The organism is Pseudomonas sp. FW215-R2 (assembly GCF_058789255.1).
The window spans coordinates 96,092-115,836 of sequence record NZ_JBYTBO010000018.1 but is presented as its reverse complement, the minus strand read 5'-3'; the positions used below and the strand labels follow the sequence as shown (position 1 = coordinate 115,836).

Here is a 19,745-nt window from a genome sequence, read left to right as displayed (position 1 = left end):
GATAACCAGCAGAACACCCGAGTAAATCCCTCGAAAATCAGCCTGCACCTCCCGAGGTTTTTTCCTTTATCTGTCACCGGAAACTGCGAATTTCTCAGTGCGACTTAACCACGGACCCCGCTTGCGAAGGTCAGCGGTGAGTCCTCCCAGTGTCATGCAAGCAATCCGAAAACCTGTGTTCCCAACCTAGTTGAAAAGGAGATTCTTCATGTTCAAGCGCACTCTGATCGCAGCTTCCCTGACCGTCGCTGCCCTGGCTTCCGCCCAGGCCATGGCCGCCAACGTAACCGGTGGTGGTGCGACTCTGCCTGCCGCTCTGTACAAAGGTTCTGCCAACAGCATCCTGCCAGCCAACTTCAGCTACCTGGGCACAGGCAGCGGCGTGGGTAAAGTGGCTTTCCTGACCAACGATTCGACGCAGTTCAAAACCACCGGTACGGTTCACTTCGCTGGCAGCGACTCGGTGCTCAGCGCTACCGAAATCGGTAACTACAACACCGCTTACAGCACCACTTACGGCCCGCTGATCCAACTGCCTTCGGTCGCCACTTCGGTTGCCATTCCTTACAAAAAGACCGGCCAGACCGCTCTGAACCTGACCAGCGCTCAGCTGTGCGACGTGTTCTCGGGCACTGCCACCAAGTGGGGCGACCTGCTGAACAACTCTGACGCCACCCCGATTCGCGTTGTGTATCGCTCCACTTCCAGCGGCACTTCGGAAATCCTCACTCGCCACCTGAACGCGGTTTGCCCAACCAAGTTCGCCGTCACCACCACGTTCGCCAACACCCTGAAGCCAGCCGGCACTCCACTGCCAACCACTTTCGTAGGCGTAGTTAACACCTCTGACGTCGCTGCTGCCGTGAACGCTGTTGACGGTTCCATCGGCTACGTGGGTCCGGATGGCGTGAATGCCAACAGCAATGCCGTCGTTTCGCGCGTCAACGGTGTTCAGCCGACCACCGCAAACGTCACTACCGCATTGTCTTCGGCCACACTGCCAGTCAACCCGGCTGATCCAGCTCAGTGGGCTCCGGTTGTTGCCAACCCAGCCACCGGTTACCCAATTGCTGCCTACACCAACTTCATCTTCGGCCAGTGCTACAAGGATGCATCCGTGGCTGCTGACGTGAAGGCCTTCCTGACCACTCACTACAGCGTTCCAGGCAACACCGTTGCGACCGTGGCTCACGGCTTCAGCGTGGTTCCGACCAACTGGAAAAATGCTGTGACCGCCAACTTCATCACCAACTCCACCGGCAACAACCTGGACATCAACAACGCCAGCGTCTGCAACACTGTTGGCCGTCCTCTGTAAGGTTTCACTTCAAGTCAGCGGTTTGAATGGCAGCCCCTTTTGGGGCTGCCATTTTTTTTGCCGGAACCGCGCGCAATTACTCCCCCAACATGAAGTTTGTGTGACATCCGTTCGGTCGTGCCCCTTGCCAACCGCCTATGTCCTAACAGCAGGTGGTTGCCGACCTGCAGCTCTTAAAAGGATCTCGTAGTGATGCTCGCTCGCCCATCCCGTCGTCGTACCCACGTCCAGTCCTTCAAGCGTGATGCCATGGACCCGGCATTGTGGCTGCTCAAGCCGCTGGCTCAGGCGGTGGCGTTGTGTCTGGTGGCAGGCAGTGCGCACGCGCAAACGGCGTTCAGCTCGGGCTGGTTTGCCGCCAAGGGCGCCGCCCAGCAAGCCGCCGCTGCAAGGCCCGGCACCGGTGGGTTACCGGGAATGACGCCGCCATTGGCGCAGCAACAGAAAGCCAATCAGCAATTGCAACGTTCGATTCAGACGTTGAACAACACCGTGGCCGCGATTGCCGCGCAGCAAGCGGCTCAGGCTGCCGGGCGCTCGGCGGCGTTGGGTACGGTGCAGTTTGTGCCGGATGGTCTGGGCGAGGGCGGGTTGAAGGTCGATAACAGCCTTGCCCAGGGTTGGCAGAATGCCAAAGGCCCGCAGCAGTCCCAGGCCGATGGCAAGACTACGGTGAAGATCGAACAGACCGCCGACAAGGCGATTCTCAACTGGGAAACCTTCAACGTCGGCCGCAACACCACGGTCGAGTTTGCCCAGCAATCGAATTGGGCAGTGCTCAACCGGGTCAATGATCCGAGCGCCCGCGCCAGTCAGATTCAGGGGCAGATAAAGGGCGACGGCACGGTGATGTTGATCAACCGCAACGGCATCGTGTTCAGCGGCAGCAGCCAGGTCAACGTGCGTAACCTGGTGGCCGCTGCCGCCAATATCACCGACATCCAGTTCCGTGACCGCGGCTTGTACTTCGACAGCAACGCCAGTCAGCCGACCTTTACCGACGCTGCCGGCAAGGTACTGGTAGAGCGCGGCGCAGCGATTGCAACCCACGCGCCCGCGACGTCCACCGATGCCGGCGGCTATGCCTTGCTGCTGGGCAACGAGGTGCAGAACGACGGCAGCATCAACACCGCCAAAGGCCAGACCGTGCTCGGCGCCGGCGATCGTTTCTATATCCGCAAAGGCTCGGGTACCGAAGGCAACGGCTTCTCCACGACGTTCGGCAGTGAAGTCGTTCCGGGCTTCAAGGCTGGCAGCAGTGCCGGCAAGGTCAGCAACAGCGGTTTGATTCAGGCCGCCACGGGCGACATCACCCTGACCGGCCATGAGGTGCAGCAAAACGGTGTGCTGCTGGCCAGCACTTCGGTGGCAACGCGCGGCACCATCCACGTGCTCAACCCGGCCACCGACACCAACGGCAGCGTCACCCTGGGGCAGGGCAGCGCCACGGCGATCTTGCTCGACAGCAGCGATCTGACGGCACTCGACAGTCAGCACAAAGCCGCGCTGACCGGTGTCAACGCCAACAACAAGGTGCGCGGCGACCAGTCGCGTATCGAGGTGCAGAGCGGCGGCAGCGTCGAGTTCCAGAACGGCTCGATCACGCTTGCCACAGGCGGTCAGGTCGCCGTGACGGCAGGGCGTCGCAGCCTGGTGCGTGACGGCGCGATGATCGATGTGTCCGGCGCCATCGGCGTAAAAGTCGCGATGGAATCCAACAACATCAAAATCAACGTACAGGGCAACGAGCAGCGTGATGCGTCGGTCAACCGCGAGAGCGGTGCGCTGAACAGCAATGACGTGTGGGTCGATGTGCGCGAACTGGTGAATGTCCCCGCCGGCACCAACGGCTATGCCACGGACCGCTGGTACACCGCCGGCGGCTTGCTCGAAGTCGGCGGCTATCTGGGCACGCAGAACCACAGCATCGGTGAGTGGATGGCGCAAGGCGGCCGGGTCAGTTTCGCCGGCAATGATGTGGTCACCGAGCAAGGTTCGTTGATCAATCTGTCCGGCGGTACGCTGGATGTACAGAGCGGCGAGATTCGCCAGAGCTGGCTGCGCGGTGCCGACGGGCGTCTGTATGAAATCTCTCGAGCGCCGGGAGATATTCTTTACAGCGGTTTGTACAAAGGCTACGAGGACAGCAGCAAGCGCTGGGGCCAGACGAATTATTACTACAGCCCGCTGATCGCGCCGACCAAACGTGTCGAGTCGGGCTACACCGTGGGCCGCGATGCCGGGCAACTGGTGATTGCGACCAGCAGCGCCGTGCTCAACGGGCAAATGCTCGGCGAGGTGTATCAAGGTGAGCGCCAGACCCAGACACCGCGTGCTGTACTGGACGGTTATGAACAGTCTCAGACAGCCGTGGCGCGGCGTGCGCAACTGATCGTCGGCAGTTATGACCCGGCCTATGTTGCCTCCGCTGGCGGCCTGTTGTACGGCCTCAATCCAACGTTCGACCAGGTACGTATTGGCGGTGAGAAACCGGCCGATGGCAATGACCAGAATCTGCTCGCTTCAGTGTCCGAGGCGCGCAAAGGCAAACTGTTTCTCGATGCCGATCAACTCAACGGTTTCAGGCTGGGCGCTCTGAAAGTGTCTGCCAAAGACCTGATCGACGTTAACGATGCGCTCAAGGTCGATGCCGGCGGCGACATCACGCTGTACGCGCCGGATGTGCAGATCGATGCCGATCTCACGGCCCGCGGTGGCAGTGTGCGTTTGGGTAACGTGCTCAATCAGCTGCAGCTCAACAAGGTCACTGACACGAAGATTTCTGCCGCGACAGGGCACGCAACCCGCGTCACTGTGGCTGACGGTGTGCAACTGGATACGCGCGGTCTGTGGAGCAATCTGGGCACCAACCCGGATGACGGCAGCCACCTTGCGTATTTGAACGGTGGCCTGATTTCGATCCGCAGCAGTGGCGATATCGACGTCCAGGCCGGGAGCTTGCTGGATGTTTCGTCTGGCGCCGCTGTGCTGGCGAACGGCAAGACTCGCGGCGGGAAGGGTGGCAGTGTGACGCTGGAGTCCAGCGCCAACGCCGCGCCAGGTAACACACAGCTCATCCTTGATGGTGATGTGCGCGGATACGGTGTCACCGGGGGCGGCACGCTGCTGGTACAGGCCAACAAGGTCATGATCGGGCAGACCGACCAGACGCTGGCCGAACGCACCTTGCAACTGGCACCGAACCTGTTCGGCAAGGGCTTCTCGGCGTACAGCATTATTGGTTTGAACGGCCTGGAGGTCGCCGACAACAGCGTGCTCGACGTCACGATGCCGGTCTATCGTTTCGCTGAAGCGGCGTCGAAACAGGTCAGCGGCGTCGATCCGCAGACGGCACTGGAGTTGTGGACGCCGACGCTGTTCCAGGAAAACCCGACCAAGGCTGTGTTGACTCAACGAGGTGGCGCCAGCCTGTCGTTGCAGGCTGGATCGAGCGAGGCCGGCCTGATCGATCCGCTCAAGTCCGCGTTGACGCTTGGCGCGGGTTCACGCATCAGCGTCGATCCCGGGCAACGGATCGGTCTGCGCGGGCCGGGGCAGATCACGGTGAATGGCGAACTGAACGCGTGGGGCGGCACCCTTGATATTCGCCAGCAGCAGTTCGGCTTGAGCGATCCGGCCGAGAATGCCCTGGAAGCCGCCAATCAAGCCCATAACCGTTCGATCTGGATTGGCGAACGCGCCGTGCTGGATGTGGCCGGTCGCGCGACCACGGCAGTCGATGCACTGGGACGTGTCTACGGCCAGGTCGGCAAGGGTGGCAGCATCATCATCGGCGGTGAAATCGATGCGAAGAAGGCCACCGCCACGTCGGCCGACGCTTATGTCATCGTGCGCAACGGTGCACGTCTTGACGCTTCTGGCACTCAGGCGGTGCTGGACATCGCCGGTCAGGGGCCGACCACGGTTGTCACGGATGGCGGCAAGATTTCCCTGAGTTCCTACAACGGCCTGTTTATCGACGGCGATCTGCGGGCGGCGGCGGGCGGTGCAGGTGCTGCCGGTGGTCGACTGGACATCGCACTGGAAACGCCGATCTACAATCCCAACCTGGCCACCAACGAGGTACGCCTGCCAAGGGAACTGATCATTGGCCAGGGTAAGGGCGAGCCGCTGTTGCCGGCGGATCTTGAGCCCGGTGAGGCAGACCGGCAGTTGGTCTACGGTCGCACGCGGCTGAGTGCCGATGCATTGATGACAGGCGGTTTCGATCATCTTGGCCTGTTGAGCAACGGCTTGATTTCCTTCGACGGCGATGTCGACCTGCATCTGAATCAGAGCTTGAGCCTGTATGCCGGCGCCGTGTCGCTGGCCGAAAACTCGAAAGGCACCGCGCGAATCAATCTGTCTGCACCTTACCTGCGAATGCTGGGCACGGGCGTCTATTACAGCTCCAACGCCGTCATCCGCCCAAGGGTCATGAATGCGCCGACACCGAACCTGTCGGCGGCGCAGTTCGTCGCCACGTCGAACCTGCTGGACATCGGCAACAGTCTGTCATTCGGTACGTCGGGTTCGATTGCGCAACTCAATGGCCCGGCCCGGCAGGTTGGTCGCCGTGGCTTCGCCCAGGTTTCTCTCGCCAGTTCGGGTGACATGCGGTTTCTTGCCTCCACCACTGGAACACAGTCCGAACTCTGGGCGGCGGGTGACTTGAGCCTCAGCGCGGCTCAGATCTACCCGGTGACTGGGGCGAGTGCCAGGGTGCGTGCCGGTTTTCAGCAGGAGACGTCACCCTCTGAAGGTACTCTGCGCATTCTCTCCAACGGCGCGGCGCCGACTGCGCTGCCTTACTCGGTGTTCGGCAATCTGACGCTCGCTGCCAGCCGCATCGAGCAAGGTGGTGTGCTACGGGCGCCGCTCGGTTCGATCATGCTGGGCGAGAACACCAAGTCAGTGCTGACCCGTGAAGTCCAGCTATTGCCCGGCAGTCTCACGTCCGTCAGCGCTGCCGGGTTGGTCATGCCTTACGGCGGTACAACCGATGGCATCGACTATCGCTACAACGGCAGCCCTGTAGCGCTCAAAGGGATTGTCGGCGCTTCGACGGGAGTGACCCTGCTGTCGCAATACATCGACGTCGCGTCAGGTGCCGTGATTGATCTTTCGGGTGGCGGCGACTTGCGTGGCGCAGGCTTTGTCTCCGGTCGTGGCGGTTCGACCGATGCGCGTTTCAACCCGTTGGTACGCAATGCCAATGACGGCACCTTCAGCCTGCCGGGGCTGGCGAGCAATCCGGTTTATGCCATCGTGCCGGGTAATCAGAGTGTTTATGCGCCGGTGCTCGCCGAGGCGGGGGCGGTCGATCCGCGTATCGGCCAGCAAATTACCATCGCCGCCGGTGTGCCGGGGCTGGCGGCCGGCACTTATACCTTGCTGCCGTCGACATTCGCCTTGTTGCCCGGTGCATTTCGCGTCGAGGTCAACGGTCAGGTCATGGGCGGGCAGACCGGTGCTGCGTTGCAGATGCGCAACGGTTCATGGACCAGCAACGGGCAGATGTCGATCGCCAACAGCGGTGTACGCGACAGTCTCTCCAGCGCCCTGATTCTGACCTCGGCCGATGTACTGCGGCGTTATTCGCAATACAACGAAACCGGCTTCACCCAGTTCATCAAAAACGATGCGGCGCGCCTGGGCGTGTCACGGGCGCTGGCGCCGATGGATGGCAAGTTGCTGGAGCTGCGTTTCAACAGTGGCGGGGACCGTGACATTGCCCTGGACTTCAACGGACAGGTGCTGTTCAAGCCGACCGAGGGCGGTGTGGCGGGTACCGCCGTTGTGCGTTCAGTCGATGGCACCATCGAGGTGTTGGGTGCGGGTCGACAGCGTACACAGGGTTTCACGGGTATTTCGCTGTACGCCGACAGCCTGAATCAAATGAATGCCGGGAGGCTGGCGATTGGCGCCTTGCCAACGGTGGACTACGGCAGTGGGGGCAATATTGTCACCTTCGCCAACAACATCGGCTCCGACAACATCACGGTGCGCGAAGGTGCGGTGCTTTCTGCGCCGGAAGTGGTTCTGCGGACTCGCAAGATCGACGGCACCATCACCCTTGAGGCCGGCGCGGGTATCAACACGCTGGGACGTGGTGACGCCCCGTTCGATTCAACCGACGGGTTTGTCTACGACCCCGGCAATGCCAGCCTGCTGCTGGTTTCCAATGGCTGGAACAGCGTGCTGGCACCGGCGAAGGCCGTGGGTATCAATGGAGCGGGCAGTATCCGTATCGGCAGCTGTTCGCTTGAGCCGTGCAGCAACCCGGCGATACTTTACTCCAACGGCAGCATCACCGCGGCGACCGACAATCAGTTTGAGCTGAGCGACGCGGTGCGTTTCGGCACACGCCACCTGGGGCTTGCGGTGGGTGCGATCAATGTCGGTAATGCGCAGGCGCTGACGGGTGCAGAAGGGCGCGTGCCAGTCGGCCTCACGCTGAGCCAGAACGTGCTTGATCGTCTGCTGCGGGGCGATACGCAATTCGGTGCTCCGGCGCTGGAGTCCTTGAGCCTGACAGCCCGTGACGCCTTCAACTTTTTCGGCAGTGTCTCGCTCGATACGCTGGACCCGCAAACCGGTCGCAGCAATTTGCAAAACCTGATCCTGACCACACCGGCGATCTACGGACAGGGTGATGCCCGGGATGTCGCAACCATCCGTACCGCCAACCTGATCTGGAATGGTGCCCCGCAAGAGCCGGGTGCAGTGGTCAAGGGCGGGGCCGGCAGCGGTCACGGGACCCTCGACATCCAGGCGCAGCGGATCGAATTGGGCTATGGGCCAAGTCCGCAACCGAGTGGACTGGATCAGAACGATCGCCTGGCGTTGGGTTTCGCCAACGTCAATCTCACGGCCAGTGAGCGCATTACCGCCAACCACAAAGGCAGCCTGTCGGTGTACCAGGAACAGGGCGCGTATGACCCGGTCAAGGGCTACACCTACAGCGGCGGCAACCTTACGCTGCTGACGCCGTTGCTGACGGGCGAAGCGGCGTCGGTCAACGCATTGAAGGCGGGCAACAATTTGACGCTCACCGGTACCGGTGGCGCTGCATTGGCCGATGCGCTGGGCGCAGAGCTGAGTCTTGAAGCGCGCAACGTCGTACTCGACGGCCGTATCGTGCTGGCCAGCGGCAAGCTGCAGGTCAAGGCAGAAGGCGACCTGAGCCTGACCGGCAACGCGCAACTGGATCTGGCCGGGCGCACCTTGCCGTTCAATGACGTGAAGAAATACAGCTGGGGCGGAGACGTGTCGCTTTATAGCCACAACGGCAACATTCGCCAGGCGGCGGGCTCACGTATCGACTTGTCGGCGCAGAACAATCAGGCCGGCAATCTCAGTGCTGTGGCACTGGCGGTGAATGCGGGGGAGGTCGATCTGCAAGGTGAAATCCTCGGTGCCAGCAGCGGCTATTACGATGCCGGCGGTACGCTGGTGCCGTACAAGGCCGCCGGTGTGGACATCCGTGCGCAACGGCTGGGTGGCGATTTGAATGAACAGTTCGCCGCACTCAATCAGCGCTTGAACGCCGGGCAGGTGTTCGGCAGTCGCAGCTTCCAGTTCAAACAGGGTGACCTGCTGATCGGCGACGGGCTCAAGGCCGGCGAAGTCAATGTGGTGGTGGACAATGGCAGCCTCACCATTGGCGGTCGTGTCGATGCCAGTGGTGAGCGGGTCGGCAGCATTCGCTTGTCCGGCAAAAACGGCCTGACCCTCTCCGGTAATGCCGTGCTCGATGCCCATGGTCGTGTGTTGCGGGTCGACAGCTACGGCAAGATCATCGACGCGCCGAACCGCGCCATGGTCGAACTCAATTCCGGTGATGGCTTGCTCACACTGGCCTCCGGTGCACGGATCGATCTGCGTCATGGCACCGATGCAGTCAATGGCAAGCTGCCAGGGCAAAACGACGGGATGCCGCGCGGTACGCTGGAGTTGAACGCGCCACGGCTTGGCGTCGGTGATATCGCCATTGATGCCAGCGGTACGCTGACCATTGAAGGGGCGCGCTCCATCGGCCTCAATGGCGTGCGACGTTACGCGGATGCCCGCGATGGTGTCGATCCGGCCGCCAGCGGCCGGCCGTATCAGGTGATCGATCAGGCCATGTTCGTTCGTATCGACGGTGACAACACCACGTTCATCGATGCGGCGCTGGCCAACAATGATCTGCTGCAACGCAAGCTCGCCGGGCTCAACAATGCGTCCTACGCCGATGCGTTCCATCTGCGACCCGGTGTCGAGATCGTCAGCAAGACGGCCGATGGCGATCTGGTGGTAGAAGGTGATGTCGACCTGTCGCATTACCGCTACGCCAGCCTCAACCCGAACTCGCAGAAGACGCCGGTCTATGGCTCTGGTGAGTCCGGCAGCCTGGTGATTCGTGCCGGCGGCAATCTGGATATCTACGGCAGCATCAACGACGGTTTCGCCAAGCCCCTGGAAACCGTCGATGATGCTGGCTGGAAACTGCTGCCGGGTGTCCAGCCGTTTGGCGGCGACCTGATTGTACCGGGCAGCGGCGTGACTCTGGCCGAAGGCACTCTGTTTCCGGCGGGCACCACGCTCAATTACGACTTGCCGATTCAAGCGGCCACGCTGGCGGGCGGTACGTTGCTGCCGACCGAAGGCGTTCTGGTCAACGCCTATACGATCAGCGCCGGCACGGTATTGTCAGGCGCCGTGCATGATGCATCGGGCAACCTGTTGTACGCCGCCGGCACCTTGCTCAATGACCGCGTGACATTGCCGGCAGGCAGTCGGCTGGGGGCTGGCACTCGATTGAACGATGCCACCAGCCTGCTTGCCATGCTCTGGCCAAAAGATGTGCCGCTGCCTCGTGCGATCGGGGCGGATAACAACGCTGTGGGCGTTAAATTGCGCGGCCCGCTGGCGTTGTTGCGCGGCTCGCTGATTCCGTCCATGACCGATGTCGTGCTTGCCGATGGCACTGCATTCATTGAGCTGCGCGGTTACTCAAGCACAACGCAGCAGGGCAGCAACTGGGCCATCGCGAGCATGCTGGCACCGGGCAGCACGTCGTGGTCGATGCGCGTAGTGGCCGGCGCCGATCTTGAGTCCGCCGACAGCCGTGCGTTGAAGCCGCTGACGGCGGACGGCAATCTGCGTCTGGCGGATACCCATTACGGGTTGAAAGTGACCGAGAAAAAGCTCGACACCAAATGGGCTGAAGGCAACTCCAAGAACCGCCCGGCCGGTTCGGTCGTGACCGATGCCGATCTGCATTTCTGCGATGAAAATCCGGCGGACTGTGTCGCTCCCGCCAAGTTCCTGTGGGCCGAAGGCAACTGGTTGGGCAAGGAGCCGGGTACACCGATCAGTGAAGAGGATCTGTACTGGTGCGACATCGATCCGGGTGGCTGCATACCGAACAAGGGTGGCATCGCTGTCACCACTCACTCGCAAATGTTCAGCGTGCTGCGCACCGGTACCGGCGATCTCGATCTGTTGGCGGCCGGCAACCTGAGCATGGATTCACCTTACGGTGTGTACACGGCCGGCACTCAGTCCAGCGACATCGATCAGCGATATAACCAGCCACGTGGACGTTTGACCGACGACAACTCGGTGTTGGGCAGTAAAGGGGCGGACTACGAAAAATGGGTCAATGGCGGTACCGAAAGTCTTTATCAGGCCTGGTACCCGACATTGGGTGGCAACCTGACGATCAATGCCGGCGGCTCGGTGTCCGGTGATGCGGTCGGACGTCGTGGGCCGAGCAACACGGCGGTCTATCGAGAGCAGGTGGCCAGCGCATCGGTGGGCAACTGGCTCTGGCGTCAGGGCACGGGCAACAGCAATGTGCCGACGGCGTGGTGGATCAACTTCGGCAGCTATGCTACCCAGCCGCTGCCTGGTGCGGGCAGTGATACCGCCCCTTACCTGGTGGGCTTTACCGGTTTCGGCGCACTCGGCGGCGGCAACGTCAGCCTGCGAGCCGGAGGCGATGCCGGTATGCTCAAGCCGCTGGGCGACAGCGTGACCAACCCACGCAGTCAGGGTCTGATCGTTGCAGTGGGCAGTACCGGACGAGTGGGCAGTGATGGCAGCCTGCAATTGACCGGTGGCGGCGACATGGACATTCGCATTGGCGGCATGCTGAACCCGTCATTGCAGGCACGTGCCGGGCAAACCGGTACTGCCACGCCACGCCACGATTTGCAGGGTGCGTTGATCAACCTGCGCGGAGCGGCACAAATGTCGGCTGGCGCATCGGGTGCGATCAAGCTGCAGTATGGTGCTTACGCAACCTATCAGGACCCGCGCGAAACCCGGGCTTTCGATCCGTTTACCTCGACTCTGGGCAGTGCTTCCGGTGGGCTGGTGCTGATACCCGGCGACTCGGGCATGCGCTTGAGCACCCGTGGTGATCTGGTCCTCGGTGGCGCAGCCGACCCTGGGCGGGTCCAACTGCAGAACTCCACGCCGTTCACGGATGCAAACGGTGTTGTTCACGCAGGAGGCGGCTTGTCGGCTTTCTCGTTGTGGACCGATCACACGGCTATCGACCTGTTTTCGGCGGGGGGCAACCTGACGCCAAGTACCCAATTGGCCGAAACCGACTCGCAGGGGACTGTCCCGAATCTCAACACGTCCCCCACTGACGGACGCTTCGTGTATCCGTCGATTTTGCGTGCCGTGGCAGGGCAAGGCTCCATCTATGCCGGTGCTTCGGCCACGTTCAGTGAAAACGGGACGCCTGCCGCAACGAACTATTCACTCTTGCTGGCGCCTTCAAGGGTGGGGCAACTGGAAATGCTGGCCGGTGACTCGATCTACGCCGGTGGCTACGCGATCAATCAGTCCGGCGCCAGCCTGTTGGCCATTGCAACGCCGTTTGCCCCTGCGTTCACGGGGTATGCGCAATACACCGACAGCAGGCCGACAACGAGTAACTACAGCAACGATGGCATAGCACCGCGTCTGAACTCGCGTTATCCATTGTTCGCTTTTGGTGCCGACACCTACTCGGGATTGAGCGGCGTACAGGCACCGGCTCGTTTTTATGCATTGTCCGGTGATCTGGTGGGTGTGCGCAGCGGCGAAACCCTGTCTTTTGCAACCACACTGCGCACCTGGTACGAAGCGGCAGCACCGGTATGGATGCTGGCGGGGCGCGATATCGTGGCGTCGGGTGCCAATCTGGGCCAGCCGACAAGGGCGCCGAAGGAAATGGGGAATAACGAAGCCATCAGTTCTTCGGGCAACCTGTTCATTCACAACAGTGCGCATGACGTGTCACGGGTTTCCGCCGGCCGCGACATCCTCTACAGCAGCTTCGACATCGCCGGTCCTGGTCTGCTGGATATGAGTGCCGGGCGCAACATCCTGATGGAGGATCGTGCCGGCATCAGCAGCATCGGGCCGCTAGTGGCCGGGGATAACCGGCCTGGCGCCAGTGTGGTCATGCAGGCGGGTGCGGGCGCGCAGGGCGTGGATTATTCGCGGTTCATTGCGCATTACCTGAACTCGCAGAACCTTGCCAATCCTGATGTGCCCCTCAGTGGTCAACCGGGCAAGGTGGTCAAAACCTACCTCGACGAGCTGCAGAGCTGGCTGACCCTCGGTTACGGCTTCAGCGGTAACGCAGAACAGGCGCAAGCCTTCTTCGCCGCCCTGCCGAGCACCGAGCAGGCGATCTTCGCCCGTCAGGTGTACTTCGCCGAACTGCGTGCCGGCGGCCTGGAATACAACGACGCCGATGGCCCACGCAAAGGCAGTTATCTGCGCGGTCGCAATGCCATTGCTTCGTTGTTCCCGACCACCGATGTGGCCGGCAACCCGATCCGTTACGACGGCGATATCACGCTTTACGGCGGCGCCGGGGTCAAGACGCTGTTCGGTGGCGACATCCAGATGCTTACGCCGGGCGGTGGTCAGGTGTTCGGCATCGAGGGCGCGGCGCCGCCGTCCACGGCGGGCATCATCACTCAGGGCTCGGGCAACATTCAGCTCTACTCCCAGGGCAGCATTCTGCTGGGGCAGAGCCGGATCATGACCACGTTTGGCGGCTCGATCCTCGGCTGGTCCGCCGAGGGCGACATCAACGCCGGTCGCGGCTCGAAAACCACCGTGGTCTACACACCGCCGAAACGCGTGTACGACACCTGGGGCAACGTGACCCTGTCGCCATCAGTGCCGAGCACCGGCGCCGGTATCGCCACGCTCAACCCGATTGCCGAAGTGGCACCGGGGGACATCGACCTGATTGCGCCGCTGGGTACCATCGATGCGGGCGAGGCAGGGATTCGCGTCTCGGGCAACGTCAACATCGCCGCGCTGACGGTGGTCAATGCCGCCAACATTGCGGTGCAGGGCAAGGCAACCGGTGTGCCGGTGGTCTCGGCGGTCAACACCGGGGCGATCACCTCGGCCAGCTCGGCTGCGTCGTCGGCGACCCAGGCGGCGGAAGACGTCGCCCGTCAGCAGCAAGCCGCCTCGCGCCAGAACCAGGCTTCGGTGTTCACCGTGCAGGTACTCAGCTTCGGCAACGAACAACTGGCCCCGACCCGCGATGGCGCCAGCCGTGCACCTGCACCGGGCTACAACCCCAACAGCCCGGTGCAGGTGCTGGGCGCCGGGGCGCTGGATGAACAGGCGAAACAGCAGTTGACCGAGGAGGAGCGGGGGCAACTGACGTTGTAAAAGGACTCTCGTGTAGTACGCTTCGGGCGGCCATTTGGCCGCCCTTTTTTTATGTTGCTGAAGTTGAAGGGTATTTTTGTCGGGCGTGAAGCACCCTCAGTATTTTGATGTGGCCATTCACTCGATAGACCAGCAGATAGTTCGGATGAATCACCATTTCGCGAGTGCCAGGTACTCGGCCAGGTCGGTAGCCATAAGGTATTGATGAAAGTCGCTGTGCTGCTGCACCCACCTTGTGTCTTAGCGAAATTGAAGCATTGGTATTGTGTTGCTCGATGTATTTGAAGATGTCAGCCAGTTGACGCGAGGACTTGCTGCTCCATTCAAGCTGCAGCGCGGCGCTTCCTGCGTATCTCTTCCAGCATCTGGTCGAGCATTGCCATAACTTCATCATGAGGAATACCAGGACTAGGATCATCCAGTGCATCCTGTACCTCTGCACGAAACCAGCGATCGTAGCTCTCTGCCTCTTCTTCGGATTCGAAGTCAGAGTAAAACGGGGAATGCAATATGCTCATAGTGATCTCCGTGATCAATTTCAGCAGTCTAAGGGGGGATTGGCCCATTGTCGTCACTGGCAGACGATGCACTCCATGAGCCCTTGAAGAACCATGAAGCTGCGGGATCCAGTATCTGCAAACACCCCCTTTGAAATCTGCCGGACGTTTCTCTCCGTTGTCCGGCAATCTCGACCGCCGCTGTAGGCCTATTCCTCCTCTTTGTTTTTCAGGTTTCCAGCCTACAAATCTGCGCGCGCCTTCCTACAAATGCACTCAGAACGCATACGGAATACTCACTTTCGCCCACAACATTTCCCCCTCCGGCCGGTTCTCCACGTCGAATTCCTTGGCCCAGCGAATCTCCGCGCTGGCGTACTTGAGGAAGGTGAAGTGCAGCGCCGGGCCGATGGCGAACACCTTGCCGCGTACGCCGTCATCAACGTCCTGGCCGGCGAACTGCACGGTGTGACCGAACTGTTTGTCGTCGGTGGTTTGCTTGAGGTAGTAGCCGTTGATGCCGAGCATCAGGTCGTCGGTGATCTTGTAACTGGCCGAGTAATCGAAGTGGAAGATCTGCCCGGACTTGTAGTCGGTGTCCTTGTTCTTCTCGTTGAAGCTGTAGGTGGTCTTCATCGAGACTTCGGTCTTGTCCGTCGGCAGCCAGGTGAAGGAGAACAGCGGTTTGTAGGTGTAGAAATTGTTGCTGGTGTTGGCCAGGCGATCGACGCTGTATTCACCGGTGGGCACGGTGATTTCCAGGGCGGCGCCGAGGGTCAGGTTCTTGCCCATGTCCCACAGGATGATCGGCGCGATGGTGGTATCGCCCATGCCTTCGCGGGTGTCGCTCAGGCCGAACACTGACACTTCCTGCTTCAGCCACGGCTGGGCGATGTAACCGGCGAGGCGTCCGCCGAACACCCGTACCGGGCTCAGGTAGTCGATACGCGGGATGACGGCGGTGGATTCGATTTCGACATTCGGCACCTTGCCGCCGAACGAGCTGATGTTGAGCTTGGTCGCCTTGTAGTGGTTGTAGTAGAGGTTGAAGGCAACCATGTTCTCGGGAAGGCTGTCGACTTCCAGCGGCAGCATGAAGAAGCCGTCGGTGCCGGTGCCGATGTTGTCGACACCGGCTTCGGTGGCCAGCGCCGGCAGGGTCGCGGCGCAGCCGAGCAGGCTCAGCGCCAGTCGCACAGGGAATGTCGCGCGGTTCGGGGTCATGTCCGTCCTCATTATTATTGTGTTTGGGCGCACCGCCGGCGCGCAGGACGCCCGGCCACTATAGAAATAAGCCCTTGGCGCACGACGGGGCAGGGTATTGGCGGACACGGAAGGGGACTTCTGCGGACAGTCCGCCAACCCTGTGCTAACTTCCTTCGACATAACCGGTTACAAAAATAACAATTCAGCGTGATCCGGAATGTCAGCCCCCATGAATGTAAAAGTCCAAGACCCCACCTTCGAACTGGCGCTGGTGTCGCCCTTTCTGCTGCAGACCCTGGCCGAAGTTGCGGCCAACAAGGGTATTGAGGCCGAAAGCCTGTGCCGTGGCCTCGGTTTCACTTTCGAAGACCTGCAGGATCCTTCGCAGCGGATCTCCTACCGCCAGGCCGTGGCCATGATTCAGCGGGCGCTGAAGGCTTTGCCCAATCAGGGGCTCGGCTTGTGGGTTGGTGCGCAGAACGTGCTCGGCACCCTTGGTCTGCTCGGGCATGTGCTGTCGCTGTGCAAGAACCTGCGCGATGCGTTCGAACTGGGGATTCGTCATCAGCACACGTCCGGCGGGATTGTCGTTTCCAGTGTCGATATCGTGGGCGAGCAGGTGTACCTGGACGTGGAATGCCGCTTGCCGTTTGCCGAGGTGCAGGTGTTTGCGGTCGAAGAGTTTTTCGCCAGCCTTTTGGTCTACGGCAGGGCGCTGGTGGGCGAGACGTTCAAACCGATTGCCGTGGAGTTCATGCACGCGGCACCGGATTACGTTGATGAATACCGGCGGCTTTTGGGGCCGGACGTACGCTTCGGTTGTCTGCACAATCGCATGCTGATCGATGTGCAGTGGCTGGATGTGAACCTGCCCAATCATCATTCGCTGGCGCTGCGTCAGGCGGTCACACTGCTGGAGCTGGAAGCGGCGCAAGTCCACCAGAAGCTCGATCTGATTCAGGCCGTAGAGCGCGCCATTGCCCGGGACCTGAGCCGGGGCAGCCACATCGAAAAGATCGCTGGTGACCTGAACATGAGCAGCCGCACCTTGCGCCGGCGGCTGACCGAGCACTCGCTGACCTTCGAAGCGCTGCTGGAGCAAGTGCGCCAGGCGCGCACGATGAGTCTGCTGGCCAATCCCGACATGCCCATCGAACGCATCACCGAAGAAGTCGGCTACAGCGATGTGCGCAGTTTTCGTCGGGCGTTCAAGCGCTGGACGGGCAAGAGCCCGAGCGCGTGGCGCAACGAGTGCGTCATCTGATCCCACACAAACCCTCCGGCTACAGTTAAACTCCGCGCTCTTTCCCAAGGAGTTCACATGAGTTACTACCAGCCGGGCATCCTCGCCACCCCTGTTCCGCCGCAAGCACGTCACCTGTTTTTCGCCCTCGAATCGGTGGAAGCACTGCCGCAGGCGATCGACAACCTGCTGAACCTGGTGGACAGCAAGTCGGCGGTGGTCGGTTTCGGTGAATCCCTGGCCAAGGCCCTGAATGTGAACATCGACGGCCTGCGCAGCTTCCCGGCGCTGACCGGTGTCGGCGTGGAAAACCCGTCGACCCAGCACGCCCTGTGGGTCTGGCTGCACGGCGTCGACCGTGGCGAGTTGCTCAACCGCAGCACCGCGCTTGAGGCCGCACTGGCCCCGGCGCTGCGTCTGGTTCAGATGCAGGAAGCCTTCCGTCACAAGGACGGTCATGACCTCACCGGTTATGAAGACGGCACCGAAAACCCTCACGACGAAGCCGCCATCGCTGCCGCACTGCAAAGTGAAGGCACCGAAGGTCTGGTGGGTGGCAGCTTTGCCGCGATCCAGCAGTGGCAGCACGACCTCAAGGGTTTCCATGCACTGTCCGCCGAAGACAAAGACAACATCATGGGCCGTCGCCTGAGCGACAACGAAGAGCTCGACGACGCCCCGGTGTCCGCCCACGTCAAGCGCACCGCTCAGGAAAGCTTCGCTCCGGAAGCCTTCGTTGTGCGCCGTTCGATGCCGTGGATCGAAGGCGACCGCGCGGGCCTGATGTTCCTGGCGTTCGGTTTCTCCCTCGACGCGTTCGAAGCGCAACTGCGCCGCATGAGCGGTCTGGAAGACGGCATCACCGACGGTTTGTACCGCATCAGCCGGCCGATCACCGGCGGTTACTACTGGTGCCCGCCGCTCAAGGACGGCCACCTTGACCTGCGCGCCTTGCGCATCGGCTAAGACACAAGGAAGAGCGATGAACGTGGTGCGTTGGGGCATGATCGGTTGCGGCAGCGTCGCCGAACGCAAAAGCGGGCCGGCCTTCTACAAAGCGCCCGGCTCGGCGTTGGTGGCGGTGATGGGGCGACGCCTCGAAGCCGTGACCGATTACGCCGCGCGCCACGGCATCGCCCGGGCTTACACCGACGTCGATGCGCTGATCAACGATCCTGAAGTGGACGCGGTGTACATCGCCACGCCCCCTGACAGTCATTACGCCTACAGCCTGAAAGTCGCCGCCGCCGGCAAGCATTGCTGCGTGGAAAAACCCATGGCACTCAACGCCGGGCAAAGCCGCGAAATGCAGCAGGTGTTTGCCGATGCCGGTCTGCACCTGTTCGTCTCCTATTACCGCCGTTCGTTGCCGCGTTTCCAGCAGGTTCGGCAGTGGTTGGAACAGGGCCGCATTGGCGAAGTGCGGCACTTGAGCTGGACGCTGACCAAGGCGCCATCACCGAAGGATCTGGACGGCAGCGCCAACTGGCGCACCGATCCGACGGTGGCGGGTGGCGGGTATTTCGCGGACCTCGCCAGCCATGGTTTTGACCTGTTCCAGTACCTGCTCGGCGACATCGTCGAAGTCGCCGGATTCACGGCACGTCAGGCCGGGTTGTACGCGGCGGAGGATGCGGTCAGCGCCAGTTGGCGATTCGCCTCGGGCGCATTGGGCATGGGGTGCTGGAGCTTTGTTGCGGATCGGCGGGAGGATCGGGTCGAGATCATCGGCAGCCAAGGGCGAATCGGTTTTTCGGTGTTCGATGAGCATCCGGTCGAGTTGCATGCCGATGAGTCGCTCAGCCTCATCATCGACCATCACGAACACATCCAGTGGCATCACGTACTCGGCATGAACGCGCAGATTCGCGGTGAGTCCCGGCACCCGGCAGTCGCCGCCGAAGCCCTGAAGACCGATTGGGTCATGGACCAGATCCTCAAGCGCCACTGAAGGCGCGTCTAAGGTTATGCCCAAACAATATTTCTCAAGCTTGTCATAACGTCTCTAAGATCACGTCATAACTCGTTATGACAAGTGATCCCGTGATGACCGATAACGTTCTCTCCCTGGGCAGCGTCCCGCTGCACACCCAACTGCGCGACGTGCTGCGCGCCCGGATTCTCGACGGCGAATACCCGCAAGACAGCCAGATGCCGTCCGAAAGCGAGCTCGGCACGTTGTTCAAAGTCAGCCGCATCACCGTGCGCCAGGCCCTGGGCGATCTGCAGAAAGAAGGGCTGATCTTCAAGATCCACGGCAAAGGCACCTTCGTCGCCAAACCCAAGACCTTTCAAAACGTCAGCACCCTGCAAGGCCTCGCCGAGTCCATGACCGGTCGCGGCTACGAGGTGATCAACCGCCTGCGCAGCTTCAAATTCATCGCCGCCGACAAACTGGTCGCCGAGCGTTTGCAGGTCGCCGAAGGCGAAATCGTTGCGCAGATCAAACGCGTACGGCTGATCAACCGCGAGCCGATTTCGCTGGAAATCACCTACCTGCCAAAGGCTGTCGGCGAACGGCTGGAGAAGGCCGATCTGGTCACCCGCGACATCTTCCTGATTCTGGAAAACGACTGCGGCATCGCTCTCGGCCACGCCGATCTGGCCATCGACGCGGTGCTGGCCGATAGCGACCTGACCCAGGCGCTGAACGTCGAGGCCGGCTCACCGATCATGCGCATCGAGCGTCTGACCCACGACGCGAACGGCCAGCCGCTGGACTTCGAACACCTTTACTACCGTGGCGATGCGTTCCAGTACCGCCTGCGGATCGACCGGCAAAAAGGGGCGTGAC

The 19,745-nt window shown here is 61.4% G+C and carries 9 protein-coding genes; 6 read left to right on the top strand and 3 right to left on the bottom strand.

The genetic code is table 11. The features are described from left to right. Positions 1-208 precede the first annotated feature (208 nt). Together AC3WRD_RS22790 and AC3WRD_RS22785 are read left to right on the top strand one after the other, a co-directional pair. Positions 209-1,318 carry a substrate-binding domain-containing protein gene (locus AC3WRD_RS22790; RefSeq protein ID WP_102621803.1) on the top strand — a complete coding sequence of 370 codons (1,110 nt, stop codon included), beginning with the start codon at positions 209-211 and terminating at the stop codon, positions 1,316-1,318. Positions 1,319-1,510: 192 nt separating this feature from the next. Then, positions 1,511-14,005 carry a filamentous hemagglutinin family protein gene (locus AC3WRD_RS22785; protein WP_102621802.1) on the top strand — a complete coding sequence of 4,165 codons (12,495 nt, stop codon included), beginning with the start codon at positions 1,511-1,513 and terminating at the stop codon, positions 14,003-14,005. Between the two features lie 49 nt (positions 14,006-14,054). Here the strand turns inward: AC3WRD_RS22785 and AC3WRD_RS22780 are convergent, their stop codons facing one another. From AC3WRD_RS22780 to AC3WRD_RS22770, 3 genes are all read right to left on the bottom strand, one after another. Continuing rightward, positions 14,055-14,396, bottom strand: a complete 342-nt coding sequence (locus tag AC3WRD_RS22780) for a type II toxin-antitoxin system RelE/ParE family toxin (protein ID WP_096820007.1) — start codon at positions 14,394-14,396, stop codon at positions 14,055-14,057. Further along, on the bottom strand, positions 14,329-14,523 hold the full coding sequence (gene relB, locus AC3WRD_RS22775; protein ID WP_096820227.1) for a type II toxin-antitoxin system RelB family antitoxin: 195 nt from the start codon (positions 14,521-14,523) through the stop codon (positions 14,329-14,331). The genes AC3WRD_RS22780 and relB overlap by 68 nt, the downstream gene beginning before the upstream one ends. Before the next feature lie 255 nt (positions 14,524-14,778). Beyond that, positions 14,779-15,726: a SphA family protein gene (locus tag AC3WRD_RS22770; RefSeq protein ID WP_102621801.1), complete on the bottom strand. Its 948-nt coding sequence runs from the start codon at positions 15,724-15,726 to the stop codon at positions 14,779-14,781. Between the two features lie 211 nt (positions 15,727-15,937). Here AC3WRD_RS22770 and AC3WRD_RS22765 point away from each other — a divergent pair, with 211 nt between their 5' ends. The 4 genes from AC3WRD_RS22765 to AC3WRD_RS22750 all read left to right on the top strand — a co-directional run bounded on the left by AC3WRD_RS22765 (position 15,938) and on the right by AC3WRD_RS22750 (position 19,744). Further along, positions 15,938-16,972 (top strand): AraC family transcriptional regulator, encoded by a 1,035-nt coding sequence (locus AC3WRD_RS22765; protein ID WP_102621800.1) that lies wholly within the window; start codon positions 15,938-15,940, stop codon positions 16,970-16,972. Between the two features lie 57 nt (positions 16,973-17,029). Next, positions 17,030-17,917, top strand: coding sequence for a Dyp-type peroxidase (locus tag AC3WRD_RS22760; RefSeq protein ID WP_102621799.1), 888 nt, complete (start codon positions 17,030-17,032; stop codon positions 17,915-17,917). A gap of 16 nt (positions 17,918-17,933) precedes the next feature. Continuing rightward, on the top strand, positions 17,934-18,902 hold the full coding sequence (locus tag AC3WRD_RS22755) for a Gfo/Idh/MocA family protein (RefSeq protein ID WP_102621798.1): 969 nt from the start codon (positions 17,934-17,936) through the stop codon (positions 18,900-18,902). Between the two features lie 95 nt (positions 18,903-18,997). Beyond that, on the top strand, positions 18,998-19,744 hold the full coding sequence (locus tag AC3WRD_RS22750) for a GntR family transcriptional regulator (RefSeq protein WP_085603142.1): 747 nt from the start codon (positions 18,998-19,000) through the stop codon (positions 19,742-19,744). Position 19,745: the final 1 nt, after the last annotated feature.